The organism is Fundidesulfovibrio butyratiphilus (assembly GCF_054657235.1).
In genome coordinates this window covers 806,182-832,177 of record NZ_BAAHXA010000002.1, presented here as the reverse complement: position 1 = coordinate 832,177, position 25,996 = coordinate 806,182, and the positions used below count along the sequence as shown (strand labels likewise).

The following is a 25,996-nucleotide window of genomic DNA, read 5'->3' as shown; positions in this document are numbered from 1 at the left end:
TCGCGTTCCGACGGTGGCTGTAGCTCAGTTGGCAGAGCACCTGGTTGTGGCCCAGGTGGCCGTGGGTTCAAGTCCCATCAGCCACCCCACCGAGATCTTCGGGAATGCCGGACAGCGTTTGGTCTGTCCGGCATTCTTCGTTGCCCCAAAGGGGCGACGAGGCAGGGAATCGCAACATGCTGCGTAGCGTCACGTCCTGGTGTCTCTCCCTGGTTCTGGTCCTGGTCGCCTGCCGGACCGCCGAAGCGTCTTCGCTTCAAGAAACCCTTCTCGCCCTGGTCGATCAGATGGAGGCCGGCTACGCCTCCATAAACGACTACACGGCGGTCTTCCAGAAGCACGAGCGCGTGGAAAACAAGCTCATGCCCAAGGAATCCATCTATATCAAATTCCAGAAGCCGTTCAAGGTCTACATGCGTTGGCTGGACGTGCCTTCGAAAGAGGCCATCTTCGTCAAGGGCGAAAACAACAACAAGGTCGTGGCCCATTGCGCCGGCCTGCTGGGACTGTGGACCTGGTCCTTCAACCCCCGCGACCCCGCCCTGTTGCAGGACAATCGCCACGACATCACCGAAATCGGCATGGGATTCGTCATCGAAATGATGCGCGTGAACATCCCCAAGGCCATCGAGCACGCCGAAGTGGAAGTGATGAGAATCGTGGACGAGATGTTCGAAGGCCGTCCCACCACCCTGGTCGAGGCCAAGTTCAGCCCCAAGGCGCCGCGCAGGTACTACACCACCCGCATGGTGGCCCACATCGACAAGCAATACCACGTGCCCATCGGCATCGCCTGCTACGACGAAAAAGGGCAACTCGAAGAACAGTACGCCTACAAGGACCTCAAGGTGAACGTGGGCCTTACGGGCATGGATTTTTCCCGCAAGAACAAGCAATACAAGTTCTAGCCCGGTCGCGCGGGCCTGCCTTCCGGCCGGGGCACTTCAGACCGGCCGGTCCGAATCGCGCGGGCCTTCCCCGTGCGGAACGCCCACGTCCCCTTCTCGGCCGTTTCCATCCGGCCCGGCGCGCCTCACCCCTTGGCCGCCTGGACTTGCAGCTCAACCAACTGCTGGCGCAACGTGGCGATCTGCTGTTGCAGCCCCTGCACCACGGGCTTCTTGGTTTCGTCGGACAGCTTGGATTGCTCGACCTGGACAATCTTTTTTTCCAATTCCTCGATCTGCTTTTCGAGCTCCTCCGCGGACTGGCTCGACGCGCCCAACCCCGACGAACCGGAACCCGATTCGGCTTCCGAAGCCTGCTTTCGCCCTCTGGCCTCGGCGAGCATTTTGGAAAGTTCCCTGGCCGTATCGGAAACGGTCACGGTATCCTTCGTTCCTGACGCGGCGCCGGAGTCCGCGGCCGTCTCGCCGGTCTTGCGCCGGTCGTTCGCACCGTACGCGGCGGTGACGGCCGCGCCGGCGTATCCGTTCAGGGCGTCGATCGTGTTCATGGTCCTCTCCCGGGGAAAACGGCGCGGCGGATGTTGGGGGCACGCGCCAAACGCCCGGCAAAATCGTCCGGGCCACGCCCGGTGGAGCACAAAGCGTTCCTGCGGACGGTTTTTCCTGACGCACTGGCCAAAACGATATCGCAACGACCACACGGACACGCCCGGCCCACCGTCCTTGTCCGGGAAACGAAGGAACCGGGCTTTTCGCCCTCCCGGTCATTGACCGAAGCGTCGCAAGGCTCTATCTGAAACACCATGAACGACGACCAGAAAAAACCCAACGGACCCAAGCTGCAATCCAAGCATCACTTCACCATCTGGTATTTCGTGGCCGCGCTGTGGGCCATGCTCTTCATTCAAGATTATCTTTCCGCGCACTACGGTCCCAAGGCCCTGGCCTATTCCGACTTCCTCAAGGCCCTGCAGGACGGCAAGATCATCGAGGTGTCCATCACCCAGGGCGCCATACAGGGCAAAATGCACGAAACCGTGGACGGCCAGGAAATCGAAGAACGGTTCGTGGCCGTGCGGGTCGATCCCGAACTCTCGGCCCTGCTGGCCAAGTACAACGTGGTGTTCCGGGGGCAACCCGAATCCACCTTCCTGCGCGACATCATGGGCTGGGTGCTGCCGGCGGTCATCTTTTTCGGCCTATGGTACGTGTTGATGAAGCGTTTCAATCCCGGAGACCAGCTCATGGCCATGGGCCGCAACCGGGCCAAGATCGCGGCCGAGTCCGACCTGGACACCACCTTCGCCGACGTGGCCGGATGCGACGAGGCCAAGGACGAACTCAAGGAAATCATCGACTTTCTCAAGGAGCCCGAACGATACCAGCACCTGGGCGGACGCATGCCCAAGGGCGTCTTGCTGGTGGGGCCCCCGGGCACGGGCAAGACCTTGCTGGCGCGCGCCGTGGCCGGCGAGGCGGGCGTGCCGTTCTTTTCCATTTCCGGTTCGGAATTCGTGGAGATGTTCGTGGGCGTGGGCGCCTCGCGCGTGCGCGAACTGTTCAACCAGGCCCGTGAAAAGGCCCCTTGCATCATTTTCATCGACGAGCTCGACGCCATCGGCAAGGCCCGCGGCATCGCGGTCATGGGCGGACACGACGAGCGCGAACAGACCCTCAACCAGTTGCTCGTGGAAATGGACGGCTTCGACCCGCGCACCGGCGTGGTCATCATGGCCGCGACCAACCGCCCCGAGACCCTGGACCCGGCCCTGTTGCGCGCCGGACGCTTCGACCGCCAGGTGCTGGTGGACAAGCCCGACGTGAACGGCCGCCTGGCCATCCTTGAAGTACATGCCAAAAACGTGAAACTCTCGCCCAAGGTGAACCTGCGCGAGGTGGCCCAACGCACGCCCGGCTTTTCCGGGGCGGACCTGGCCAACATCGTCAACGAAGCCGCACTCCTGGCCGCGCGCCACGACAAGGAAGCCGTGGACATGGACGACCTCTCCGAGGCCGTGGACCGGGTCATCGCCGGTCTGGAGAAGAAAAACCGGGTCATCAACCCCAAGGAAAAGACCATTGTGGCCTACCACGAGACCGGGCACGCCCTGGTGGCGGCCTTCACCCCGGGGTCGGACAAGGTGAACAAGATCTCCATCGTGCCCCGGGGACTGGGCGCGCTGGGCTACACCCAGCAGTTGCCCACCGAAGACCGCTACCTCATGACCCGCGCCGAACTGCTCGGACGCATCGACGTGCTGCTTGGCGGACGCAGCTCCGAGGAGCTCGTTTTCAACGAGGTCTCCACAGGCGCGCAAAACGACCTGCAACGCGCCACGGACATCGCCCGGGCCATGGTCACGGAATACGGCATGGGCGCCACGCTCGGCCTGTCCACCTATCCCCGCCAGTCCAGGCCCCTGTTCCTTTCCCCGGAACAGGCCCCGCTCACGGGCAAGGAATACAGCGAATCCACGGCCGCGCGCGTGGACCAGGAGGTCAAGGCCATCCTGGACGACGCCCACGCCCGGGTGCGCTCCCTGCTCGAAACCCATCGCCCGACGATCGAGGCCGTGGCCAAAAAGCTCCTGGAAGTCGAAGTGCTCGACCAGGCCCAGTTCGAAGCGTTTCTCGCCGCCGAAAAGCCCGCGCCGTCACACGACGACGCCGCGCCGGCGGCCTGAGACCGCACGGGCCGGGTCGCTTCGCGCGGGCCGCCGCCCGCGACAGAACAAGGACCGATCCCCATGGACCTGGCCCACCTCTGGGAGCTGGCCGCCCACCTGGAAAACCACCTCCTCGAACTGGCCGGCGCCTGGGGCGTGTGGAGTTACGTCGCCCTGTTCGCCGTGGTCTTCGCCGAAACCGGACTGGTGGTGGCCACGGCCCTGCCCTCCGATACCGTGCTCTTCGCCGTGGGCGCGCTGGCGGCGCGAGGCGCGGTTTTCAATCTCTGGACCACCCTTTTTCTCATGATGGCGGCGGCCTTCCTGGGCGACACCGCGAACTTCTCCTGGGGGCGCCTGCTGGGAACGCACCTCCTGGCCGGGCGCACGATCCCCTTTCTCTCGCCCCAGGCCCTGGGCAAGGTCCGGGAATACTACGCGCGCCACGGCGGCGTCACCGTGGTGGCCGCGCGGTTCGTGCCCGTGCTGCGGGGACTGGCCCCCCTGGTGGGCGGCGCGGTCGGCATGCGCTGGGGCGAATTCCTCACATACAACGCCCTGGGCAAACTCCTGTGGACGCCCCTCTACTTGTTCGGCGGCTACTTCTTCGGCCGCATCCCCTGGGTGGAACGCAACTTCTCCCTGGCCATCTTCCTCGCCCTGGGCGCGCCCCTGCTGGGCGTCCTCGTCCGAGCCCTGTATACGAGCGTGTTTCGTGGACGGTAAACGAGAAGAATGAAGAGCCTCCGGCGGCCGGGGGGAATGATTCCCCCCGGTCCCCCCCGTGTGCGAGCGCGAGAGGTGGCTCCAAGCGGTGGGATGAGGACCGGGGCGGGAAGGGGGATGGAAGAGTCGTTGCCGGATGTCCGGGCAGGCTTTGCCCGCCCGGACATCCGGCAACGACGCCCTCGCCGCTTCGCGGCGACATGCTACGCAAACGTTATTCTTTAATTCCACCCACAATGGCGCGTAGCGCCGTGGGCCGTGTTTCGGGACGTTCCGGGACCGGCTTTGCGGTCCCGGAACGTCCCGAAACAACGCCTTTCTCCCCCTCCCTGCACTTTCGCGCCTGTCCTTCTTCCCGCCAGACCGCCCCCCTTCCCGCAAGCAATCGGGGATTCCAAAGGGGATCATCCCCTTTGGCCGCCGGAGGCCTCTTCCCTCTTTTCTTCCCGCGCCCGCGCCAACGCCCGTCGCACCCGCCCCGACGGGTCGCGTCCGGCCAGGGCGCGGTCGAAGGAGGCCAATCGCCCTTGTCCCAGGGCGTTGCGTCGGGCTTGGAGGAGTTCCTTCAAGCCTTGCTCGGGCCGGAAGGCGGCGATCTCGGCCAAGCCCACGGCCAGGCTTTGGCGAAAATCCTGCTGGTTGGCCAGGCTCAATTCGCAGACCAGCCCCAGGTGAGGCACTTCCATGCCGGGCATGCGCCCGAGGGTATCCGCCAGTCGACGTTTGACGACGATGTCCGCCGGGGCGAGGTGATGGGCGAGCATCAGACATTCCAGGGCGCTGGCGGGCAGGGTGAGACCGGGTTCGAAGGGAAAGCCGGGACGGCGCTCGACGCCCAGACGCAGCCAGGCCTGGGCCATGGCCAGACAGGTCCCGGCCGGTCCGGCGTCGGACGGCGCGCGATCGACCAGACGCAGGGCCACCAACCGGGCAACCGCCCGAAGGACGAGGGCGGCCTGCCCCCGGTCCAGGGCCAGGGCGGCCAGGGCGAGGAGAAACGGTCCGTAGGCCGGAGCGAAACCCGCCTCGAAAGCGGAGGCGGCCATCCCCAGGGCCTGATCCCGCTTCCCGGCCCGGACCAGGAGGGCCAACAGGGCGCAACAGGCGTCGGGATCGTCGCGGCGGCGGACGAGTTCGGCCGACACCGCGCTTTCGCAGCCGGGCAGCAGGTTCGCTTCCAGACAGCGGGCCGCTCCCAGCCAGAAGAGCTTTTCGCCAGCCGGACCGCGCGGACCGGTGCGGCCAAGGGTCCGTGCGGCCTGGCCCAGAGTTTCCATGCGGTTGCGGGGTTGATGCGCGGCTTCCAGGCGGAGACGGGCCGCTTCCCCCATGGACTGGACCGCTTCGGGGTGGGCCAGCCCCCATGTCAGGACTTCGGCCAATTCCAGCGCTCCCTCGTAGAGGAGAACTTCGCTTCCGGGGGTGAAAAGCTCCTCCAGACCGTTGTCCGCCCGAGGGACAACAGGCAGGCAGCCGGCCGCGGCGGCCGCGAACAGACGATGCGTAATCTCGCCGTGCAGGGATTCGTCCGGGGCCAGACGGGTTTGGGCGTAGAAGTCCCGCACCTCGGCCGGTGGCAAGTCGGTCTCCACCCTGGCGTCGAAGGAGCGGGCGAGAAACTCGGCGAACAGACGACGCTTGGGTCGATGAACGCTGACGCGCCCCACAAAACCCACGGGGTGGGAACGTGCGACGTGAGGACGAAAGGCGTGCGGCGATTCGCACCAGGGCAGCCAAAGCGTGCGGGAGACGCCCAGGGCCTGAAACGGGGCCAGCCAGTCCTTTTGGGTGCTGGCCACCAAGTCGAATTGGGAGACGTAGGGAGCCTGCCAGGAGTGATTGAGGTGGGGATCGCGGCTCCAGTAGACGACCGGCCGGTCAAAGGTCCACAGGCCCTTGATGAGCACGCGCGGGGCCAAAATTTCGTCTTGCAGGACAAGGTCCGGCGACAGACCGGTTTGTTCCAGATAGGCGGGCAGGTCGAAGAGTCCCGGCGGGGGAGAAACCGTATGCACCCGAAATCCCGAACTCTCGAGCGCGGCCGGATAGCCCGGCGAGACGTACAGGGCCGTGGGCCTGTCGGGCATGGGCCGGGGTTAGTCCTGGTCTTCGCTCAGGACCTGCTCCATCTTTTCGGAAAACAGGAACAGGCAATCCACCATGAAGGCGTACTCCGGGCATTCCTGACGCCACAGGCCCATGAGCTCCTTGACCCGCTCGCGGGCCTGGCGCACTTCCTCGGGGGACTGGGCGTTGTTGATGTCCGCCAGCACGCTTAAGAATTCGTCGCTGTAAAAGGCCGTGACCACGGCCCGGGAGACGCGTTCCTTGTCGAGATCGTCCCAGACGCCTTGCATGGGGTTTCCTCCTGAGGGGTTACGGCGCGGCCATGCCCTCGCAGGGAGAGAACAGCCCGGCGGCGAAATAGGCCACAGCACCGGTGGCTCCCCTGCTGGAATACTCGATCATGAGGGTGGCTTTCCCGTCGTCGAACCGCCAGGAGCGGTCGTCGACCGAGTTGGGCGGGCTTTCCTTGGGTGCGCCGTACATGCCGGTGAGCTTGCCCATGAGGGCCTGATGCGTGATCACGCCGTCGTAGCGCATGAGCGCCCCGGCAAGCTTGTTTTTGCAGAAGACGTAGACGATCTCGCGCATGGTGACGCCGTCGAAATCCATGTCGTCGCCGGGGAGCACGCAGTACTTGGCGTCGCCCGCCCGCTCGCGCACTTCCAGGCCGGGCACGTCGGCAAGGGCCGTGCCCCAGGCCAGGGACCGAAACCCGCCGGCGAACTTGCTCGTTCCGCCGGAATCGGCCTTGTCTTTTTTGGATTTGGACTTGGATTTGGATTTGGACTGCTTGGACTTTTCCGAGGATTTCTTTTTCGACTTGTCCGAGTGCTTGGACGAGGACTTGTGGCTGTCCGAGCCATGGTCCTTGGCCAGGACCGGGCCGCAAAAGGCCACCCCCAGGCACAAGACGAGACAGAGAGCGCGAAGAATGGTGTACACGGGGCTCCCATACTGGATGCCGGGGCCGGCATCAAGCGTCGGGAGCCCTGTTTCGCTGTATCTGTCCGAATCGTAATGCCCGCTCACACCGCGACGTCCTTGACGCCCTTGGCCATGCGCTTCATGCTGTCGCGCAGCTTGACGATGTCGTCGCTGGGAATCTTGCAGATGACCTTCTCGGTGCCGTCCTCCACCATCTCCACCTGCACGGCCTGATTGTTGTCCGAGACCTTGAAATGCAGGTTCACCCCCTTGGCCTGGAAATACTGGTCCGCTTGCTTGACTATGGCGGTCACGTCGGCGTTTTCGGACTTGTTGTCCTTGTCCTTCTTCTTGTTCTTGCCGCCGGCCTGGTCGGTCTTGGACTGCGCCTCGCCCGTCCGTTCAACCGACAAAGCGGTCTCCCGGCGCGTCATGGTCGCGGAGGTTTCCACCGTCTGCATCTGGGCGTCCCGCGCCCCGTCGATCGGTTGCATGTTCATGGTTCACCCCTCCCTGGATGAGACCCCGCCTTATCCGCGTTCGTCGCTGTATCCATCGGCATTGGGGGGCAAAACTTTAGGCCTTGCGCCCTTGTTTTCCGAATTCGGCCCAAGGCCCCGAAATCCCGGAGAACGGCCCGGGGCCACGGCCCGGAGCCTTCCTTGACATATGGCGCATTTTCATCAATCTCCTTGCTTCCCGATCTTCAAATGATTCTTCGCGCGGACCAGCCCGCGCTCGTGGAGCCACTCACGTGAAAGCCGCACCGTCAAGCGTCTCGTTTCCCAAGCTCGAAGAGGACGTGCTCGCCTCCTGGCAAGCCGACCGGACCTTCCAGAAGTCCCTGGAAAAAACCCGACAGGGCAAGCCCTACGTGTTCTACGACGGCCCGCCCTTCGCCACGGGCCTGCCCCACTACGGGCACATCCTGACCAGCTACGTCAAGGACACCGTGCCCCGCTATTTCACCATGCGCGGCCGGTTCGTGGACCGCACCTGGGGCTGGGACTGCCATGGACTGCCCATCGAATACGAGGTGGAGAAGATCCTGGCCATCTCGGGCAAGAACGAGATCCAAAAGTACGGCATCGACAAGTTCAACCAGAAGTGTCGCGACATCGTGCTGGGCTACGCCGGCGAGTGGGAGCGCGTCATCACCCGCATCGGCCGCTGGGTCGATTTCAAGCGCCAGTACAAGACCATGGACCTCACCTTCATGGAAACCGTGCTCTGGCTGTTCTCCCAGTTTCACAAAAAAGGCCTGGTCTACGAAAGCCCCCGCGTGGTGGCCTACTGCAACCGGTGCATGACCCCGCTGTCGAATTTCGAAACCGGATTGGACGACGCCTTCCGCGAACGCGACGACATGGCCATCACCGTGCGCCTGCGCGACCGGGAAAATCCCCACTGGTCCTATCTGGCCTGGACCACCACCCCCTGGACCCTTCCCTCGAACCTGGCCCTGGCCGTGGGACCGGAGCTCACCTACGTGCTGCTCGAAATCGGCGAGAACGATTTCGTCTGGATGGCCAAGGAACGCATGGAGAGCTACAAGAAGTTCCTGCCCGAAACCGCGCGCGTGGTGGAGGAACGTCCGGGATCGGCCTTGGTCGGCCGGGCCTACGCGCCGCTTTTCGACTACGCCTCCCGTCCCGGAACCCACGTCATCCTGTCGGGTTCGTTCGTGGACACCTCCATGGGTACGGGCATCGTGCACATGGCCCCGGCCTTTGGCGAGGACGACTATGCGCTATGCACCAGCCAGGGCATTTCGCTCTTCGACCCGGTGGACCACCAGGGCAAGTTCACGGCCCAGGCCCCGGATTTCGAAGGCATGGGCGTGTTCGAGTCCAACAAGCACGTGGCCAGGCATTTGCGCGAATCGGGCGCGCTTTTCGCCCAGGAAAACTACCGCCACAAGTACCCGCACTGCTGGCGCTGCGACCATCCGCTGATCTACCGGGCCATATCCAGCTGGTACGTGCGGGTGAGCGAGCACCGGGACAAGCTGCTGGCCTGCAACGAGGACATCAACTGGGTGCCCGCGCATATTGGCGGCGGCCGCTTCAAGAACTGGATCGCGGACGCGCGAGACTGGTCCGTGTCGCGCAACCGCTTCTGGGGCACGCCCATCCCCGTGTGGCGCTGCGACAAGTGCGGCGCCGACGAGGTGCCGGGCAGCCTGGCCGAACTGGAAACCAAGACCGGGAAAAGCGTCACGGATCTGCACCGGCCCTTCTGCGACGAGCTCACCTGGGGATGTTCGGCCTCCGGCTGCTCCGGGACCATGCGTCGCGTGCCGGAAGTGTTCGACTGCTGGTTCGAATCCGGAGCCATGCCCTATGGCCAGGCCCACTACCCCTTCGAAAACGAGCAGTGGTTCAACGACAACTATCCGGCCTCGTTCATCGTGGAATACATCGCCCAAACCAGGGGCTGGTTCTACACCCTCTTGGTGGAAGGCGCGCTCCTCAAGGACAAGGCGCCGTTCTCCAACGCCATCTGCCACGGCGTGGTGCTGGCCGAAGACGGGCGCAAGATGTCCAAGCGGCTCAAGAACTTTCCCGACCCCATGGAAGTGGTGGAAAAGCACGGCTCGGACGCGCTGCGCATCTACCTGCTCTCCTCTCCGGTGGTGCGCGGCCTGGACGTGCGCTTCTCCGAACGCGACGTGGAAGAGGCCGTGCGCCGCTACCTGATTCCCTACTGGAACGTCTTCCACTTCTTTACCTCGTACGCGGCCCTGGCCAAGGGCTACGAACCGGCGCTCATCCAGTCCGCCACGGTGCTGGCCGACCGGCATCTCCTGGCCGAACTGGAAAACCTGCGCGAGAACGTGGAACGCCACATCGAAGCCTACGACCTGCCGCGCTGCTACCAGGCCATACTCGAATTCGTCGACACCCTCTCGGGCTGGTACGTGCGGCTGAACCGCCCCCGGTTCTGGACCGAACAGATCACCGACGACGCCCGCGCCGCCTTCGACACCCTGTACACCGCCCTGGTGGAGTCCTGCCGCATCTTCGCGCCCTTCATTCCCTTCACCATGGATCACGTGCACAAGCACCTGACCGGGGAATCCGTCCACCTGGCCGACTGGCCCACGGCCTGTCCCGTCCGGCGCGACGAAAAACTCACGGCCGAAATCGATACCGTGCGCCGCATCATCGAAAGCGGACGCTCCATTCGGGAAAAGGCCCGCATCAATCTGCGTCAGCCCTTGTCGGCCATCCTGGTGGCGGGGGTGGACAAGGATCGCACGGAGCCCTACCGCGACTTGGTGCTCGAACAGGTCAACGTCAAGGACATGGAATACCCCGCGAACGCCCAGGAGTTCGCCCGGCAAAGCGTGGTGCTGGACGCCAAGAAGCTTGGCCCGGCCCTCAAGGGCGCTTTCGGACCGGTCATGGGCGCGGTGAAGTCCGGCCAGTACGAAATCGACCCCGCTTCCGGTGCGCTCACCGCCGCCGGAACCCGCATCGAACCCGGTGACTACCAGGTGCGTTTCGAAGCCCTGGACAAGGGCGTGGGCGTGGCCGAAGACAAGGGCCTGGTGGTGGGACTCAGGCTCGAAGTGACGCCGGAGCTCAAGCGCGAAGGCGCGGCCCGCACGCTCAACCGCTACGTGCAGGACCAGCGCAAAAAGCTGGACCTGGCCTACGAACAGCGCATCACCCTGGCCATCGAAGCCGACGGCGTTTGGAAGGAAGCCCTGGACGCCCACGGCGCCTGGCTGGCCGAACAGTGCCTGGCCACGGCCATGACCGCGGACGTGACCGCGCCCCAGATAGAAGTGAAGGACAAGGAAAACGGCACCGTGCGCATCGAGGTGCGGCCGGTCTAGCCTGCCCGCCGTACGGCTTGGGACCTGAAGCCGGCGGGGTTGACGCAGGAGAAGAGGCCTCCGGCGGCCAAAGGGGGTGATCCCCTTTGGAATCCCCGATTGCCTGCGTAAAAGGGTCCTCCGCGCCCGCTAACGGTCAGGCGCGAAAAGACAAAGAGTTAAGTCCGGGGGTGTTTTCGGCTTTGCCGAAAGCACCCCCGGACTTTTTCTTGTGCTATCGAGCGAGTCTATCGCCTTGCCCCGTCTCACCTCTCCCGCTCTCACTCGGGGGGGATTGGGGGGAATCACTCCCCCCAACGGGGTCCAGGGACGGAGCCCCTGGCCGCCGGGGCTCTTTCCTCTCCTGTCGTCTTCTTACTCTCTTTCTCCTCTCGGGGCGGTTGCCCAGACGCAGACCAGAATGACGGCTCCGCCCAGGGCCTGCATGGCGGTGATCGACTCGTCCAGCACCAGGTGCGCGCCCGCGACGCCCACCAGAGGCACGGCGTTGATACACATGGAAGCGGTCGTGGCCGACACCTTGGTCAGGGCGTAGTTGTAGGCCAGGAACGCCCCGACGGTGGCAAATAGGGCCAGGGCGACCACGGCGGCCAGGCTTTGGCCGGGAACCTCGGACCAACTCGGCATGTCGGCCGCGAAGAAGGGCAGAAAAAACAGTGCGCCCCAACACATTTGCAAGGCGGTAAACCCCAGGGGGGAAACACCTTCGAGCCTGGACGCGGCCACCATGTAGACGGCGGCGCAGACCACTGCGCCAGCCATCAAGGCATCGCCGGAGTTGGCCGGCCCGGCGGAAAACCCGACGAGCAGGCCCACGCCGGCCAGGGATGAAAACACGCCCAGGGCCTGCCCCGCCGTGGGCAGTCTGCGCGCCAGGATCGAGGCCAATGCCAGCACGGCCATGGGCACGGCGGCGGCGATAAGGGAGGCGCTGGTGGCGGTGGTCAAACGCAGGGCCCAGGTTTCCAGGGCGAAGTAGCAACCGGGAAACAGAATAGCGATTCCGAAAACGCGCGCATGTCTGGCCAGGGACAGACGCAAGGCATTGGTGGCCAGCGCTGCCGGCAAGAGGATCAGCGCGGCCAGGGTGAAACGCAAAAAGGCCACGGCCGGAGGGGAAAAACCCAACAGGGCCACCTTCGTGACGGTGAAGGAGAGTCCCCAGAAGAGCACGGTGGCCAACAGAGCGGCGTAGGCCTTGAGAAGTGCATATCGCATGAAACACCTCGCGGGAAAGGTATCGGCCCTGAGGGCCGCGAACGCGGGGTGTAGCCTGGTCAAGGGATTCGGTCTTGGACGAAATTGCGCACCGGACTCAGGAAGCGTCTGCCTGGTACTGTCCGGGAGTGGCTCCGGCGTAGCGGCGAAAAACCCGGTTCAGGTGGCTCTGGTCGGAAAACCCGGCCTGGACGGCCACCTGGGCGATAGGCAGCCCCCGGGCCAACAGGGTCTTGGCCAACTCCACCCGCAACTGATTCTGGTAGGCGTGGGGAGTCATGGCATGAACCCGACGAAAGACCCTGGCCAGATGACAGGGCGTCACACCGCTGACCCGCGCCAATTCGGAAAGGGCGATGCGGCTGGCCGGCCGGCGGGCCAGGTGGGCGGCGGCCAGGCCGGCGGCCCGGTGGACGGCCGGGGAATCCTCGCCCGCAAGAACGCCCTCGCCCAGGCGGTCGAGAAAGGGCCGCAGGGCCGCGTCCAGCAGTCGAACCTTGTTTTCGGGGCGCACCCGTCCGGCAAGAAGCGCCCGCCCCAATTCCACGAACTCCCGCACGGCCGGAACACGATCCAGCACGGCCGGACGAAGGACGATTCCTGCGCGGTGCAGTCCGGCCGAGGACAGCCGCGCCTCGAACCAGTCGGGAGCGAACGCGAAGAGCACGTATTCCAGGGTGCCGCCGGGCAGGGGGTTGCAGGCGTGGACCACGCCGGGCGGCACGAACACGAGCGTACCGGCCGGAGCGGGACGCCGGCCGCCGCGCCATACCAGGGTGGTGGCCCCGCGCAGGGTGACGCTCAGGGAATAGGTGGTATGGGTGTGAAGTCCAAAGGGGTGGCCGGAGATGTGCGAGTCGCGCACTTCCAGAAAAGGCAGGTCCGCGTCGCGCAGGAAGGTGGAATGACTTTTCGGTCTCGTACTCATGGCCGCCATTTCCCCCGCGCGGATCACTCCTCCCGGCGAAACCCGCCGAAAGCCACTCGGGAGAGGGGTTGGGGGAACAGTGTCCCCCCAACGCTTCCCTCTTGACGCTTTTTTCGTGCCTACTTCTCTTCCACGAACTTCCCGCCCTTGACCGTCACCATGACCAGCGAGTCGGTGGCCAGGCCGTTGTGGTCCTGGGGGGTGACGTTGAAGATGCCCGAGACGCCCACCACGTTCTTCAGGTTCTCCAGGGCGTCCCGCAGGGCCTTGCGGTCGGCCTTGCCGGCCTTGTGCAGGCCGTCGTCGAGCAGGAGCAGGGCGTCGGAGGCGTAGCCGGAGTGGGTGTTCATGGGGAATTTGGCCTGAAGCCCGGCGGTTTCATAATCGGTCACAAAGCGGGTAATCACCGGCTTTTGCGGGTCGTTCGCGGTCAGTTCCCCGGCGATCATGAGCTTGGTGGCGGGCATGATCACGCCTTCGGCCGCGTCGCCGGCCAGCTTGAGGAAGTTGGGACCGGCGATGCCGTGGGACTGCACGAGCACGGGCTTTTCCCCGGGCAGGGAGGCGAAATTCTTGGCCGCTATGGCCGCGGCGGGCCCGATGGTCCAGATCACCACGGCCTGGGGCTTGGCCATGACCAGCTTGAAGGCTTCGGCGGAAAAATCCGCTCCCTTGGCGTCCAGGTTTTCTTCGGCCACAATCTCGATGCCGTACTTGGGGGCCTGGGCCTTGAGGGCGGCCAGGCCGTCCTGCCCGAAGGGGTCCTTGGCGGTGAGCAGAGCCACCTTGGTCAGGCCCTTGGCCTTGAGGTGGCCGAAAATCTTGTCCACGGCGATGGCGGTGCGCTGGGGCACCTTGAAGGTCCAAAAGAAGGGACCGTACTTTCCTCCGGCCACGATGGCGTCGCCGCCCACGGTCATGATGGTGGGCACCTGATGTTCCTCGGTGTACTTCTTCACGGCCATGCCCTCGCCGGTGGACGTGGGTCCGATGACGGCCAGCACCTTGTCGGATTCCACGAGCTGGCGCACCATGCGCAGGGCCACCTCGGGACTGGATTGGGTGTCGTAGGTGATGAGCTTGACCGGCCGGCCGAGAATGCCGCCCTTTTCGTTGATGCGGGCCAGGGCCATTTCGGCGACCAGACGGGTGGCGGCCCCGATTTCCGCGGCAGGACCCGATTCGGCGAAAACGCCGCCGATGAGAATGGGATCGGCGGCCAGGGCTCTGGAGCCCAGACCCAGGATGACGAGCAGCAACAAGACGACAAGGCGCGGCATAATTCCCTCCCGGAAACGTGAGATGGGCAAAATGCCTACACGCCTTTGCCTAGCGGGGCAACCTCGCGGGCCAACGGGCCTGACGCAGTTGTCCGGCCAGGAGGGCGGCCGCCAACACCAGTCCGTGCAGAAGCACGCTGGATTCGCCCAAGGTATAGAAACGATCCAGGATCGTTTCCAGCAACAACACGGCCAGAATGGGCCGCAAAAGCCGGCCCGGCCCGCCGATGACCAAAAACAGCAGGGTCTTGAGCGAGAGAAACAAATCGAACTGTCCCGGACTGATGAAGCCCGTGGAGTTGGCCTGCACCATGCCGGCCAGGGCGGAAAGCGTTCCTCCCAGTCCGAAGGCCAGGGCGCGGACCTTGAGTCGGTCCACGCCGCAGCTCGACGCAGCCAGGGCGTCCTCCTTGCAGGCCAGCAGGGCCCGACCCAGACGCGAGGCGCGAAGGGCCGAGAACACGTAGCCGCCCACCCCCAAAAGGACCAGCAGGGCGAAAAAGTTGGCCCGGTCGCCAACCAGACGCCCGATGCCGGGCAGCCCGGGGTGGATCTCCACCATCATGCCGTTGGACCCGCCGGTTTCCGGGGTGAAGGCCAGAAGCAGGTTGGTGAAGACCAGACACAGGCACAGAGTGGCCATGACCAAAAAGCCTTCGCCGAGCTTTTCCATGGGGTAGCTGACGGCCGCGGCCAGGAGAAACACCGCGAAGGCCGCGCCCGGCACGATGATCGGGGCGCCGTCGGGCCACACGGGAAGCAGCAGGGCCATGGCGTAGGCCCCCAGCCCGCAGAAGGCTCCGGTGGCCATGGAGGCTTGTCCGCCCAGCCCCAGACAGAAATTGAGCGCCAGCACGTTGACCGCCAGCACCAGGTGTTGGTTGAGCGTCAGCAGTTGAAACGACGGCAGGAACAAGCCAAGTCCCACCAGCACGGCCAGCAAGGCGGCCAGACGAACGAGATCCCCGCGCACGGCTAGACCTTTTCCAGCTTGGCTTGGGGTGCGGGAACGAGCACCAGCACGGCGATGAGCAACCCGTAGGTCAGGGTTTCCTTGAGATCGGCGGAAAAGGCCAGGGTGAGCACGGCTTCCAGGAGCCCGAGCGCCAAGCCGCCGGCGAAGGCCTTGGGCAGGGAGGCGTAGCCGCCCAGGGTGGCGGCCACGAAGCCCTTGAGCCCCAGGCCGAAGCCCATGTCGTAGCGCAGCATGGTCTGGGGACCGATGGCCATGGCGGCCAGGGCGGCCAACACGCCGGAAAGGGCGAAGGTAAGCGCCTGGCAGCGTACCGGATTCACGCCCTGCAGGCTTGCGGCCAGAGCGTTCATGGACACGGCCCGCACGGCGCGTCCCGTACGGGTGCGGCCGAGAAAGAGCGACAGGCCCACCACGCTGGAGACGCTGACGGCCAGCGCGGTCACCGTGTTCTGGGAAAAAAACAGCGGTCCCAGCCGGAGCGCGGGCAAGGGAAGGAACTGATCGAGCTTCAGGGGGTTCTTGCCCCAGATGAGGATGGCCGCGCCCTGCCAGACCAGGCTCGCGGCCACGGTGAGCATGAGTTGGTTCAGCGGATCGGCCCGCAGGCTGACTCCCAGGGTGGTGGCGTAGAGCACATGGCCCAGCGCGAAACCGAAGAGCCCCGTGGCGATCAGGGCGGACACCGGTCCCAGATGTGCGGCCTGGGACAGGCTGTAGAGGACAAGTCCGCCCAGGAGGAGCAGTTCCCCCTGGGCGAAATTGATCAGTCGGCTCGAATTGTAGACCAGGGAAAAACCCAGGGCCATGAGCCCGTACACGGCGCCCAGAGCCAACCCGGAGTTGACGGCCTGGGCCAGATACAGCGCCAGCACGAAGCGGTTTGTGGCGGGCTAGTTGCCCACCTCCTCCATATTGCCGTACTGGCCGCCCTTGCCCATGGAGTTCACGTCCATGGAGTAGGCCATGACCAGGGTACGCCGGGTCTTGAAGCCGGTGGGGCCGGGATAGGTGTTCAGGCAGACCACCAGGGCGGGTTGCCCGCTGCCGTCGAAATCGGACACTTCGTAGCCCACCACGGTGCCCTTGATGCGCCGGGTCTTCCAGAGCAGGTTGAGTCCCACGCCGTCCCAGACCAGGGAGTGGATCTCGCCCTGGGAGAAGTAGCGGTAGTTCTGAAAGAACTGGGACGCGATGGAGATGTTCTTGCTCACCAGCAACTGCGGCCTCTTGCCGCGCTCCAGGGTGGCCACTACGAGCGGCAGGGGAACGTAGTAGTAGTTCCAGAGATAGTCGTCGTTGGCCTGCATCATGGGCGTCAGCATGGCGTCGTGTTCGAGGCCCAGGCTCGATCCGCAATACTGTTCTTCGGTCTTGGCCTGCACGTCGTTCTTGGCGGTATAGACTTCCAGCCGGTCGTCGTCGTTGACCAACACGAGCTTGTAGCCGGACTCATCGGGCAGATAGGTGAAATTGAAGGGGTTGGCCTTGTTGGGCAGGCTGATTCTCGGTCCCAGGGTCAGCTTTCCGCCGGTGTAGACCATTTCGTGGACGCCGCCGGTGAAAAGGTTCTTCTGGTCGCCCCGGCAGCCCACGAGCTGCGGCTGGAAACGCGGAGGCAGACCAGCGGCCGCCAGGTAGAAGGGCAGGCGTTCGGCTTCGGGCACCAGCTTGTTGCCTTCCAGGCGCAGGATGGTGGACCAGGGGTTGTGGTCGAAATACCCGGTGACCACGATCTTGGGACGCTTGTCCGAGCCCAGCGGGATGATGGTCACGCGGATGTTGCGCACGCGCGGGGGGCCGCTCCACTTGGCCACCTGGGCCAGGGCGCGGTCCTGATAGCGGTAGACGAACAGATCCGAGTCGGTGATGAACGCGAATTCATTCTTGCCGTTGCCGTCCAGGTCGCCCAGGGCCATGCCGTTGGCGGCGAAGGGCAGGCTCTGGCTGCGCCAGGAGCCGGGGGACTCGATGTTGCCGGCGTAACGGAAGTTGGGATTGAGGTAGACCTGCTGGTTCGGGGCGTTCTGATTAACCACGAAGGACGGGTTCATCTGGTTGATGCGCTGCGCGGGCTGTCCGGTCTTGGGGTCGATCGCGGCCTGGGGGCGCTTGAAGACGCTGGCGTTGATGTCGCGGGCCACGCTTTCCATGGTGGGGACCAGCGTGTTGAGCTTGGTCTGGGTGTTCTTGGGCGTGACCGTTCCGTCGGGTCCGACGATTTTCATGTCCAGACTGGCGTCGTCGCCGGCGATGGTCATGGAGCCGTAGATCAGGTAGTCGGCCCTGAGCTGGCTCATGACCGCCTTGGCGTCGGCTTCGGACCGGGGCAGGGATTTGCCTTTGGCGTCCACGCTGGCCCGGTCGGCCGGTTGGTACTGTCCCGGGGCGGTGAGACGGGAAATGAGCATGTCCTGCACGCCCTGGGAGAGATAGCTGAACTTGTCGGGGCCGTTGACCGCGAAGGGCAGGACGGCGAAGGTTTTGACCTTCTGCGCCCAGGCGGGTTGGCAGACGAACAAGAGGGCCAGAACGGCCAAAAGCGCGGTGCGCACGCGGATCATGAAGATACCTCCATGGAGTGGGAAAACCCGGTCGGTTCGACTGGCGCCTTGACCGGGCGCTGGCTTGATACCATCTTCCTTCTTCATTCGCAAACAAATGTGGAGTGGCGTTCCTGGTATGATGTGGACCTTTCGCCCGTTTCGGTTACCTCCGGGAACAAAATGGAATCGGGCGCGGCGTCACAGCGGCCGACAGGCGTCACGGTGTCGTTTTGACATCGGGGCGGGGCCATGCATGAAAAATTCTTGCTGGCTGCGTTGCTGCGAAAAGCTCACCCCCCTCAACGAATGCCCACTCCGCTTCGGGCTTGACTTTTTCCCGCGCCTTGCCAGCAAGTTTATTGAACAGGCTGCAAGAATCGACGTTTTCAACGGGCTGCAAAGGCCTGGCGGGCCATCTGGCCCAGCACCACGGCGCCGGCCTGGGCCACGTTGAGCGAATCGAATCCGCCCGGCATGGGAATGAAGTAGCTGGCCTCGCAGCGTTTGGCCACGCCGGGACGCACCCCTTTTCCCTCGGCGCCGAGCACCAGGACCAGCGGAAAGCGGAATGTGGCCCGGAACACGTCGTCGCCGGCCGGACCGGCTTCGGCCCGGCAGACCAGGAAATCGGCCATGGCGCAGGCGTCCAGGGCGTGGCCCAGGTTCACGGCCTGATGCACGGGCAGCCGCTCCAGCGCCCCGGCCGAAGCTCGGGAGGCCGCCCCGCCCAGACGAGCCGCATGATCCCGAAGAACGATGAGTCCGGCCCCGCCCAGGGCCAGCAGCGTGCGCGACAGCGCCCCGACGTTTCCGGGATCCTGCACCTGGTCCAGGGCCAGGACCACCGGCAAGGGCGCGCGGACGGCCCTGGACAACAGATCGTCCAACTCCACGAAGCCCCGGGAAAACACCATGGCGGCCACGCCCTGCCGACAGCCGGGAGCAAGGCGCGCCAACACCTCCGCGGGCAGAAAACGCCAACGCACGCCGGCCTTGCGGCAGGCTGCGGTCAACTCCTTGATGTCTTGCCCCTGGATCCCCTGGCGCAACACGACCTGCTCCACCTCTCCCGGGCGGGAGAGCACCAGCTCCAGTACGGGCTTTCGCCCGGTCACGATGTTTTCCATCACGCGTTCCTGCCGCATTTTCCTGTGGCGGGCAAGTGGAGTTTTGCTTCGTACCCTATGATGTTTTGCGCCCGCACTCTGTTGTACAATGTCATCGCAACGTTGTTTTCCCAAAGTAACGTCCGAAACAACGGAGCACGGTGGGAAGCGGCGGCACCATTACACAGAATTCACGTTTGGCATGTTGCCTTTTCGAACCTGCTGAGTTAGAGAGTCTTCTATTCTCGACAAATCAGCACTTTGCAGCCGGAGCCGGACACGATGCTCCCCGTGAAACGGCCGCCGGAGGTGGCATGAACAAAAAAACAGCCGTATTCGTCCTGTTCGTCCTTTTTCTTGTGTCCGCGTGCGCGAAAAAATACCATTCCGACAATGGGGACATGACCCCCAACCTCGAACCCGAAATCACCGCCGACACGCTCAAGATCAATCGGCCCCGGCCCCTCACCGAGCAGGAAAAAAAGGCCCTGGCTTCGAAAATCGACATTCCCTTCAATCTGGATGTCAGGCAGACCGAAGAAGTCCAGATGTTTCTCACCTACTTCACCCAGGAACGCCGCGACACCATGCGCCGGTGGCTGGAGCGGGCCCAACCGCACCTGCCCTACATTCGCGCCGTGCTCTCCACCTACAAGCTGCCGCCCGACCTCATCGCCCTGCCGTTCATCGAATCGGGCTACAACACCATGGCCTACTCCCCGGTGGGCGCGGGCGGCATGTGGCAGTTCATGCCCGCCACGGGACGACGCTTCGGCCTGAACCTCGACTGGTGGGAGGACGAACGCCGCAACCCCTACCTGGCCACCATCGCCGCGGCCAAGTACCTTTCGGAACTCTACAACATGTTCGGCGATTGGAATCTGGCCCTGGCCGCCTACAACTGCGGTGAAGGCAAGATGAGCCGGGTCATGGCCCAGTCCGGACAGAGCGATTTCTTCGATATCGCCAAAAACCCGAACCTGCTCAAGCAGGAAACCCGCCACTACGTGCCCAAGTTCCTGGCCGTGCTCTACATCTTCAAGAACCTGGAGAGCCTGGGCTTCAATTCCGTGCAGTGGAACGACGGCCGCGTCATCGAGGAGGTCAACGTCCCGGGCGGAACCGACCTGGCCGCCATGGCCGACGCCTGTTCCATGAGCTGGGAGGAATTCCACGGCCTCAATCCCAGCTTTCGCCGCCAGGTGAGCCCGCCGGACCGCCAGACCCACGCCTACCTGCCCCAGGCCAATAAGGAACGGGCCCTGGCCTACCTCTCCAATCCGGCCTGCTTCCCCAACAAGGGATTGCGCGCCTTCGCCGCCGTGCCCGGCGACACCTGGTGGACCTTTTCGCGGCGCACCGGCGTGCCCGTGGCCGCCCTGCGCCAGATGAACCCCAACCTGGGGGAAACCATCCTGGCCGACCAGACCGTGGTGATCCCCATGGACAGCTCCGCCCAGGATACCGCCCTGGCCTCCATGGGCGAGGAACGTCCCGTGGCCAAGCCCCAACCCGAAGTGCGCCGCAACGTGGCCTACAAGCTCAAGCGGGGGGAAACCCTGGCTTCGGTCTCCAAGCAGTTCGGCGTGTCGCGGGCCGACATTCTCAAGGCCAACAACGCGAAGTACGAATCGCAGATCGGCGGGGCCGGGCGCACCATCACCGTTCCGGTCACAGTGCGGGGCGCGGCGGCCTGCCAACTGGTGCTGGCTCCCACCCACTCCCAGCCCGCTCCGGCCAGTGCGGCCCAGACCCGGACCGTGGAGGTGCGCAAGGGTGACACCCTCTCCAGTTTGGCCCAGACGCACAAGATTTCGGTCAAGGACCTGATGGCCGCCAACAAGCTCAAGTCGGGCAAGGACCTGCGGGCGGGCATGCGCCTAACCCTGCCCGGACAGGCGCAGCCGGCGGCGCCCGTCCAGGTCGCCTCCAGGGATCGCGACCGGGACGACAACAAAAAGACCGACGCCCGCACGAGTAGCAAGAGCGACAAGCGCGACAAGCGCGAGAAGTCCCCTGACCCCAAGACCGCGGCCAAGGCCGACTCCAAGTCGCGCTCCAGCAAGGTTGAAGACAAGAAGCCGTCCGGCCCCCAGAAGCCGATCCAATACCATGTGGCCAGCGGAGAAACCGTGTGGAGCATCGCCCGCAAGCTCAAGGTCGATCCCCATGCCATCCTGGCCTGGAACAACCTGAACAAGTCCGTGACGCTGCGTCCCGGGGACAAGCTGAAGATCTTCCAGTAGGCCCCCCTCCCGGGCGCGGCGGACAAAACGTCATGCGCCGCGTGCGTTCCCCGGCGGGAGGGCGTGGAGTTGTTGAAACCGCGCGAGCGGAAGGAATTTTTCAGCAGATCGTCAGGAATTTCGGCGAAGCAAAGCGTCAGGGCCCGTTTCCGGCATGATCGGAAACGGGCCCTGGCGCTTTCGTTTCATCGCCTTCCCCGGCGTGGTGACCGGTCCGTGCCGGCCGTTTTGCCGGTTCAGTCCTGTGTCCACCCCTTCCAGAAGGCCTCGGCCCCGGCCTCGTAGGCCAGCCCTCTGGCTGTGTGCACAAGGTCGGGCAGGGTGCGGGTGGCGAAGATGCGGTCCGGTCCGTCCAGGGCCAAAAGGGGTTGGCGGCGCACCAGGGCGGGGTCTTCGAGCAACAGGTCGTAGGCGGCCTGGTAGTGCCCGACCATGCGTTCCTCGCGCCAATGGGCCAACAGCCAGCGGCGTCCGGCCAAGCCCAAGGCCCGGCAGAGTTCCGGCTCCCCGGCCAGGTGGGCGATGACCTTCGGGGCTTCTTCCAGGCGGGTGTTGATGAAGGGATGCCAGTCCGCGCCGGAAAAGCGGCGCAACAGGGCCTGGCTGCGTTCGTCGAGACAACTCAGCACCGGCACGCCCTGGGCCAGGGCTTCCAGGCCGGTCAGATGATAGCTTCCGGTCACCATGTCGTCGAGGGCGATGCGGCTGCGACGCTTGTCGGCCAGGACTTCGGCCAGGGGACGATCCGTGACCGTGCGCACGCGCAAGTCCAGGTCCTTGGCCAGAGTGTCCAGCATGCGCAGGGTCTGGGGCGCGCCCTTGGTGTTCCAGCGGTCGGTCCAGGCGTCGATGTCCTTGGTGTAGCTGTAGAAAACGTCCCAGAGCGGGGGCGACGTGGACGGCTGGCAGGCGGGATCGTCTTCGAAAACGAAATTGGGCACCACCAGGGCGTCGGGATAGAGCCGCTCGGGATATTGGGCGATGACCAGGGAGGGAATCGGTTGGGCGAGCAACGCCTGCGGCGTGATACCCATGACCTGGGCCACCAAGTCCGGCGTGGAATGGAACTGGCGCACCACGGCCGCGCCCTTGTGCACCAGGTCGCGAAAATCGATGGGCGCGAAGGCGTCGGAATCGAGGTCGAGGTAATTGTGGAGATGGACGATGTCGGCCTTTCGGGCCAGGTCCACAGCCAGTTCCGGGGTTTCGTCAAAGACCACGTCGTGGTCGAAAAGTCCGAATCGGCTTGAATCCACCAGGCGAGCCGTGAGCGGCAGGTGGCGGTTTTGGGCCTGACAGAGGCGAATGGGCATGCCCGCCAGGGGCGTGCGGGAAAAATGCAGCACCAACATGGCCGGGGATCTCCTTGGTCCTTGCGCGCGCGGCGTTTCGGACGCCGGGGTCGGGGCGTCCGGGAAAGCGCTGTGTCTTCAATTCGAAATGCACGAGTCAAACGGCTTTTTGATACTAGAAGAACATTCGCCTGTTTTCAAGGCGCGCAATCGCGGGACCGCATCGGCGGCCGTGGATCGGCCGCCGTTCGCAAGAGATCGAGGAGCCGGAACGGATGGCGCGAAATCCGGCTTTTTGGCGAGCTTTCCCTTAAATTCGTCCGCGCACCAGGGAAAGCTCGTCAAGCAAAGGGGCGGGCCTGCGCGCGGGCGGAGCCACATGCTCCCACTGGACCATTTCCTCGTGGCGGGCCGGAGTGAGCAGGGCTCGCCCGACAATTTCGTCCCACTGGACCGGACAGATGCCGCTGCCCGGGCACTTCACCGTGAGGTCGGCCGGGGTGAGCACGTGTCCGGCCGGCAGATCGCGGGCGAAAACAATGCTCTTTCTGAGCTTTATCGCCACCTGGCGCTCGCTGTCGAACACTTCCTTGCGCCGTACGGTCATGGCCGCCTGGGTCTGGCGGATCATGTCCACCATCTGGGCCATGCCCTCCGGCTCCAGAGAGGCCTGGTGGTCGGTGCCGCGCTGGGCGCGATCCAGGGTAAAGTGGCGCTCCACCACGCAGGCTCCCAGGGCGGCCGCGGCCACGCTGGGCCCCAGCCCCTGCTCATGGCCGGAGTACCCCACGGGCAGGCGATAGCGCCGGGCCAATTCGGCCATGACGGGCAGGCCCACGTGTTCGTCCGGGCAGGGATAGGTGGAGTTGCAGTGCAGGATCACGATTTCGTCGTGATACTTGCGCAATTCGGTGACGGCCAGGTCGATCTCGCCGACGATGCTCATGCCCGTGGAAAGAAACACCGGCACCCCCATGGAGCCGGCCTGACGCAGCAGGGGAATGTTCACCATGTCGGCGGAGCCGATCTTGACCAGCTCCACGTCCAGCTCGGCCATTTCGCTCAGGCTCACGCTGTCCCAGGCCGAGGCGAAAAAGACCAGCCCCAGGTTTTCGGCATGGGCCTTGAGTTCGGCCATGTCCTCGATGGAAAGTTCCAGGGCCTGGCGGTGTTCGCCGTAGGTGGCCCCGAAGCTGTTGGGCCCGGAATAGGGCATTTGCAGCCCGGCGGTGGTGAACAGGGCGTTCATGTCCCGCTTTTGGAACTTGACGGCCTGCACTCCCGCCCGCGCGGCCTCCTCGACCATCCGCCGAGCGACGGACAGGTCGCCTTGGTGGTTGTTGCCGATCTCGGCCACCACGAAACACGGCTGGCCGTGCCCGATGGACACCCCTGATCTGAGACGGATGGGAGGAAGGAGTTTCATAAGCGTACGATCTCCACGTTGTGCTGTTCGCTGAAGGGCTGAAGTTGCCCGTGGATCTCATCCTGACAGCCGAAGGACGTGATCACCACGGCCTTGGGCCGCACCGTCTCGAGCAGTTGCGGAGGGCCGATGACATGGCCTCCCAAGGATTTGCCGTGCTTTTGCGCGTCGTTGTCCACCAGGGCAACGACTTCGAAGCAGGCCAAGTTCCGAAGGGCCTGCAAAACGATCTCGCAGGTCTCCGAGGCCCCGAACAAGGCCAGTTTCACGACCCCGTTCTGGTTCAGGGCCCTGAGTTTTCGAATGATGTCGTTTTTGAGCGCGGTGTAGATCTGCACGGTCTCGCTCGAAAACGACGAAAACATGGCCCGCCGGCGGGCTTCTCCCTGGGGAGTGAGCAGGTAGCGATAGCTCTTGCCGTTGACCCGTTGGTATTCGATGAAGCCCTTGTCCACCATCTCCTTGAGGTACTGGTTCACCATGGCCCCGGAGATGTTGGCCCTGTGTCCGAGCTCGGTCTGGCTCACCCGGCCGTTCTGGGCGAGGGAGTCCAGAATGGAAAGGTAGCGCGCGGCCTTGCTCGGGCGGTAGTAGGCCTTGTTTACGAGAAACATGGCGATTCCTCATCGATCATTTGGGACATGAACGCCACCCGGGAGCCCGTCTGGAGCCGAATCGTATCCACCTACTTGAGTTCACATGGAATAACAAGAGGTTGCATGGCATTCTTTTCCAGTGTCATTTCAGCCGGATGATGGGAACGAATCCCGGTCGATCATTCGGTCGTCAAATGATTTATCGGCAATTTTGACCGTTTCCTTTAGTTCGAGTCGGTGAATAATTCGAAAGCAAATATCATGCCATTCCCTGGAAGCCGTCGCCGGTTGCATTTGCCCGCCGCTTGGGTACAACGTGCCACGGAGGCCGACACGTGAGCGCATCTCTCATTGAAATCCGCGACCTGCGCAAATCCTTTCAGGGCAAGCCCGTCCTGTCCGGCGTGAACCTGTCCATTCCCGCCGGCGGACTCACGGCCATCATCGGGCGCAGCGGTGAAGGCAAAAGCGTGCTGTTGCGCCACATCATCGGCCTGATACGCCCGGACTCGGGCGATGTCTGGTTCGAGGGGCGGCCCTTGGGGGACATGGACAGGACCAGCCTGCGCACCTTGCGTTCCGGCATGTCGTACATGTTCCAGAGCATGGCCCTGTTCGATTCGCTCACCGTGTTCGACAACGTTGCCCTGCCCCTGCGCGAAAAATTCCATATGCCCGAAGCCGAAGTGCGCTCCCGGGTGATGGGCATCCTCACCCGGCTGGAACTGGCGGACGTGCCCGCCAAATTTCCGTCTCAACTCTCCGGCGGCATGCAAAAACGCGTGGCCCTGGCCAGGGCACTGGTCACCGAGCCGCGCATCGTGCTCTTCGACGAGCCCACCACCGGGCTCGATCCCCTGCGCAAGCGGGCCGTGTTCAAACTGGTGGACGACTCGCGCCGGGCCTTCGGTTTTACCGCGGTCATGGTCAGCCACGACGTGCCCGACGTGTTCCACATCGCCCAAAAAATCGCCCTGCTCGACGGCGGGCGCATCGTCTTCGAGGGCGACGCGCGACAGGCGCTCGACTCCGACCTGCCGCTCTTGCGGGCCTTCATGCCCGGTCCGGGCGAACTGTACGCGGACTGATCGCGAAAAAAATCGCCTCCCTCACGCGTGCCTCGGCCGTGGCATCCTCGCCGCGCGGTTCTTTTTTGCCGGTTGAAGGCCTTGGCCGAGCTTTTGCATCTCCTGCCCTTGCGTGAAGGGCGTTATCGCCTATAGAGTGTTGTGGCCTTGTCAAAAACCAGA

General features: G+C 64.4%; 21 protein-coding genes and 1 tRNA gene. 7 read left to right on the top strand and 15 right to left on the bottom strand.

Annotated features, from left to right (window positions below; translation table 11 throughout):
- Window positions 1–13: 13 nt before the first annotated feature.
- Window positions 14–89 (top strand) — tRNA-His (locus ACYQ01_RS14785).
- Window positions 90–176: 87 nt separating this feature from the next.
- A complete protein-coding gene (locus tag ACYQ01_RS14780) occupies window positions 177–908 on the top strand; it encodes a DUF1571 domain-containing protein (RefSeq protein WP_459934626.1) in 732 nt (243 codons plus the stop codon).
- A 125-nt stretch (window positions 909–1,033) separates the two neighbouring features.
- Here ACYQ01_RS14780 and ACYQ01_RS14775 read toward each other — a convergent pair whose 3' ends face one another.
- Entirely contained in the window at window positions 1,034–1,456 is a 423-nt protein-coding gene (locus ACYQ01_RS14775; protein WP_459934625.1) for a hypothetical protein, read from the bottom strand.
- Between the two features lie 291 nt (window positions 1,457–1,747).
- Here ACYQ01_RS14775 and ftsH point away from each other — a divergent pair, with 291 nt between their 5' ends.
- Window positions 1,748–3,592 (top strand): ATP-dependent zinc metalloprotease FtsH, encoded by a 1,845-nt coding sequence (ftsH, locus tag ACYQ01_RS14770; protein WP_459934859.1) that lies wholly within the window; start codon window positions 1,748–1,750, stop codon window positions 3,590–3,592.
- 63 nt (window positions 3,593–3,655) lie between these two features.
- On the top strand, window positions 3,656–4,300 hold the full coding sequence (locus tag ACYQ01_RS14765) for a VTT domain-containing protein (RefSeq protein WP_459934624.1): 645 nt from the start codon (window positions 3,656–3,658) through the stop codon (window positions 4,298–4,300).
- A gap of 404 nt (window positions 4,301–4,704) precedes the next feature.
- Here the strand turns inward: ACYQ01_RS14765 and ACYQ01_RS14760 are convergent, their stop codons facing one another.
- The 4 genes from ACYQ01_RS14760 to ACYQ01_RS14745 all read right to left on the bottom strand — a co-directional run bounded on the left by ACYQ01_RS14760 (window position 4,705) and on the right by ACYQ01_RS14745 (window position 7,791).
- Entirely contained in the window at window positions 4,705–6,387 is a 1,683-nt protein-coding gene (locus tag ACYQ01_RS14760) for a glycosyltransferase family protein (RefSeq protein WP_459934623.1), read from the bottom strand.
- A 9-nt stretch (window positions 6,388–6,396) separates the two neighbouring features.
- Window positions 6,397–6,657 carry a hypothetical protein gene (locus ACYQ01_RS14755; protein ID WP_459934622.1) on the bottom strand — a complete coding sequence of 87 codons (261 nt, stop codon included), beginning with the start codon at window positions 6,655–6,657 and terminating at the stop codon, window positions 6,397–6,399.
- Between the two features lie 19 nt (window positions 6,658–6,676).
- Entirely contained in the window at window positions 6,677–7,309 is a 633-nt protein-coding gene (locus ACYQ01_RS14750) for a hypothetical protein (RefSeq protein WP_459934621.1), read from the bottom strand.
- Between the two features lie 83 nt (window positions 7,310–7,392).
- Window positions 7,393–7,791: a flagellar protein FlaG gene (locus tag ACYQ01_RS14745; RefSeq protein WP_459934620.1), complete on the bottom strand. Its 399-nt coding sequence runs from the start codon at window positions 7,789–7,791 to the stop codon at window positions 7,393–7,395.
- 254 nt (window positions 7,792–8,045) lie between these two features.
- Between ACYQ01_RS14745 and ileS the strand changes: the two genes are divergently transcribed.
- Window positions 8,046–11,135 (top strand): isoleucine--tRNA ligase, encoded by a 3,090-nt coding sequence (gene ileS / locus ACYQ01_RS14740; RefSeq protein ID WP_459934619.1) that lies wholly within the window; start codon window positions 8,046–8,048, stop codon window positions 11,133–11,135.
- 354 nt (window positions 11,136–11,489) lie between these two features.
- Here the strand turns inward: ileS and ACYQ01_RS14735 are convergent, their stop codons facing one another.
- From ACYQ01_RS14735 to ACYQ01_RS14705, 7 genes are all read right to left on the bottom strand, one after another.
- Window positions 11,490–12,353, bottom strand: coding sequence for a DMT family transporter (locus tag ACYQ01_RS14735; protein WP_459934618.1), 864 nt, complete (start codon window positions 12,351–12,353; stop codon window positions 11,490–11,492).
- A gap of 97 nt (window positions 12,354–12,450) precedes the next feature.
- Complete coding sequence (locus ACYQ01_RS14730; protein ID WP_459934617.1) at window positions 12,451–13,281, bottom strand: helix-turn-helix transcriptional regulator; 831 nt, start codon at window positions 13,279–13,281, stop codon at window positions 12,451–12,453.
- 119 nt (window positions 13,282–13,400) lie between these two features.
- Window positions 13,401–14,561 (bottom strand): ABC transporter substrate-binding protein, encoded by a 1,161-nt coding sequence (locus ACYQ01_RS14725; RefSeq protein ID WP_459934616.1) that lies wholly within the window; start codon window positions 14,559–14,561, stop codon window positions 13,401–13,403.
- Window positions 14,562–14,610: 49 nt separating this feature from the next.
- Window positions 14,611–15,534 (bottom strand): branched-chain amino acid ABC transporter permease, encoded by a 924-nt coding sequence (locus ACYQ01_RS14720; protein WP_459934615.1) that lies wholly within the window; start codon window positions 15,532–15,534, stop codon window positions 14,611–14,613.
- A gap of 2 nt (window positions 15,535–15,536) precedes the next feature.
- On the bottom strand, window positions 15,537–16,409 hold the full coding sequence (locus tag ACYQ01_RS14715) for a branched-chain amino acid ABC transporter permease (RefSeq protein WP_459934614.1): 873 nt from the start codon (window positions 16,407–16,409) through the stop codon (window positions 15,537–15,539).
- An 18-nt stretch (window positions 16,410–16,427) separates the two neighbouring features.
- Entirely contained in the window at window positions 16,428–18,098 is a 1,671-nt protein-coding gene (locus tag ACYQ01_RS14710; RefSeq protein WP_459934613.1) for a VCBS repeat-containing protein, read from the bottom strand.
- Between the two features lie 368 nt (window positions 18,099–18,466).
- A complete protein-coding gene (locus tag ACYQ01_RS14705; RefSeq protein ID WP_459934612.1) occupies window positions 18,467–19,207 on the bottom strand; it encodes a TrmH family RNA methyltransferase in 741 nt (246 codons plus the stop codon).
- A gap of 293 nt (window positions 19,208–19,500) precedes the next feature.
- Between ACYQ01_RS14705 and ACYQ01_RS14700 the strand changes: the two genes are divergently transcribed.
- On the top strand, window positions 19,501–21,432 hold the full coding sequence (locus ACYQ01_RS14700; RefSeq protein WP_459934611.1) for a LysM peptidoglycan-binding domain-containing protein: 1,932 nt from the start codon (window positions 19,501–19,503) through the stop codon (window positions 21,430–21,432).
- 236 nt (window positions 21,433–21,668) lie between these two features.
- Here ACYQ01_RS14700 and ACYQ01_RS14695 read toward each other — a convergent pair whose 3' ends face one another.
- The 3 genes from ACYQ01_RS14695 to ACYQ01_RS14685 all read right to left on the bottom strand — a co-directional run bounded on the left by ACYQ01_RS14695 (window position 21,669) and on the right by ACYQ01_RS14685 (window position 24,764).
- Window positions 21,669–22,784, bottom strand: a complete 1,116-nt coding sequence (locus ACYQ01_RS14695) for a glycosyltransferase (protein WP_459934610.1) — start codon at window positions 22,782–22,784, stop codon at window positions 21,669–21,671.
- A gap of 250 nt (window positions 22,785–23,034) precedes the next feature.
- Window positions 23,035–24,150, bottom strand: coding sequence for an N-acetylneuraminate synthase family protein (locus ACYQ01_RS14690; RefSeq protein ID WP_459934609.1), 1,116 nt, complete (start codon window positions 24,148–24,150; stop codon window positions 23,035–23,037).
- Complete coding sequence (locus ACYQ01_RS14685; RefSeq protein WP_459934608.1) at window positions 24,147–24,764, bottom strand: winged helix-turn-helix transcriptional regulator; 618 nt, start codon at window positions 24,762–24,764, stop codon at window positions 24,147–24,149. Before ACYQ01_RS14685 ends, ACYQ01_RS14690 begins: the two co-directional genes overlap by 4 nt.
- Before the next feature lie 317 nt (window positions 24,765–25,081).
- On the opposite strand from ACYQ01_RS14685, the gene ACYQ01_RS14680 reads away from it, so the two are divergent.
- Complete coding sequence (locus tag ACYQ01_RS14680; RefSeq protein ID WP_459934607.1) at window positions 25,082–25,834, top strand: ABC transporter ATP-binding protein; 753 nt, start codon at window positions 25,082–25,084, stop codon at window positions 25,832–25,834.
- Window positions 25,835–25,996: the final 162 nt, after the last annotated feature.

What these genes read in the sequence shown, in the direction of transcription:
- ACYQ01_RS14755 (WP_459934622.1), bottom strand. Translation starts at nt 6,657, where the DNA reads ATGCAAGGCGTCTGGGACGATCTCGACAAGGAACGCGTCTCCCGGGCC.
- ACYQ01_RS14765 (WP_459934624.1), top strand. Translation starts at nt 3,656, where the DNA reads ATGGACCTGGCCCACCTCTGGGAGCTGGCCGCCCACCTGGAAAACCAC.
- ACYQ01_RS14710 (WP_459934613.1), bottom strand. Translation starts at nt 18,098, where the DNA reads ATGATCCGCGTGCGCACCGCGCTTTTGGCCGTTCTGGCCCTCTTGTTC.
- ACYQ01_RS14695 (WP_459934610.1), bottom strand. Translation starts at nt 22,784, where the DNA reads ATGTTGGTGCTGCATTTTTCCCGCACGCCCCTGGCGGGCATGCCCATT.
- ACYQ01_RS14760 (WP_459934623.1), bottom strand. Translation starts at nt 6,387, where the DNA reads ATGCCCGACAGGCCCACGGCCCTGTACGTCTCGCCGGGCTATCCGGCC.
- ACYQ01_RS14775 (WP_459934625.1), bottom strand. Translation starts at nt 1,456, where the DNA reads ATGAACACGATCGACGCCCTGAACGGATACGCCGGCGCGGCCGTCACC.
- ACYQ01_RS14780 (WP_459934626.1), top strand. Translation starts at nt 177, where the DNA reads ATGCTGCGTAGCGTCACGTCCTGGTGTCTCTCCCTGGTTCTGGTCCTG.
- ACYQ01_RS14705 (WP_459934612.1), bottom strand. Translation starts at nt 19,207, where the DNA reads ATGGAAAACATCGTGACCGGGCGAAAGCCCGTACTGGAGCTGGTGCTC.
- ACYQ01_RS14690 (WP_459934609.1), bottom strand. Translation starts at nt 24,150, where the DNA reads ATGAAACTCCTTCCTCCCATCCGTCTCAGATCAGGGGTGTCCATCGGG.
- ACYQ01_RS14700 (WP_459934611.1), top strand. Translation starts at nt 19,501, where the DNA reads ATGAACAAAAAAACAGCCGTATTCGTCCTGTTCGTCCTTTTTCTTGTG.
- ACYQ01_RS14685 (WP_459934608.1), bottom strand. Translation starts at nt 24,764, where the DNA reads ATGTTTCTCGTAAACAAGGCCTACTACCGCCCGAGCAAGGCCGCGCGC.
- ACYQ01_RS14745 (WP_459934620.1), bottom strand. Translation starts at nt 7,791, where the DNA reads ATGAACATGCAACCGATCGACGGGGCGCGGGACGCCCAGATGCAGACG.
- ACYQ01_RS14730 (WP_459934617.1), bottom strand. Translation starts at nt 13,281, where the DNA reads ATGAGTACGAGACCGAAAAGTCATTCCACCTTCCTGCGCGACGCGGAC.
- ACYQ01_RS14725 (WP_459934616.1), bottom strand. Translation starts at nt 14,561, where the DNA reads ATGCCGCGCCTTGTCGTCTTGTTGCTGCTCGTCATCCTGGGTCTGGGC.
- ACYQ01_RS14735 (WP_459934618.1), bottom strand. Translation starts at nt 12,353, where the DNA reads ATGCGATATGCACTTCTCAAGGCCTACGCCGCTCTGTTGGCCACCGTG.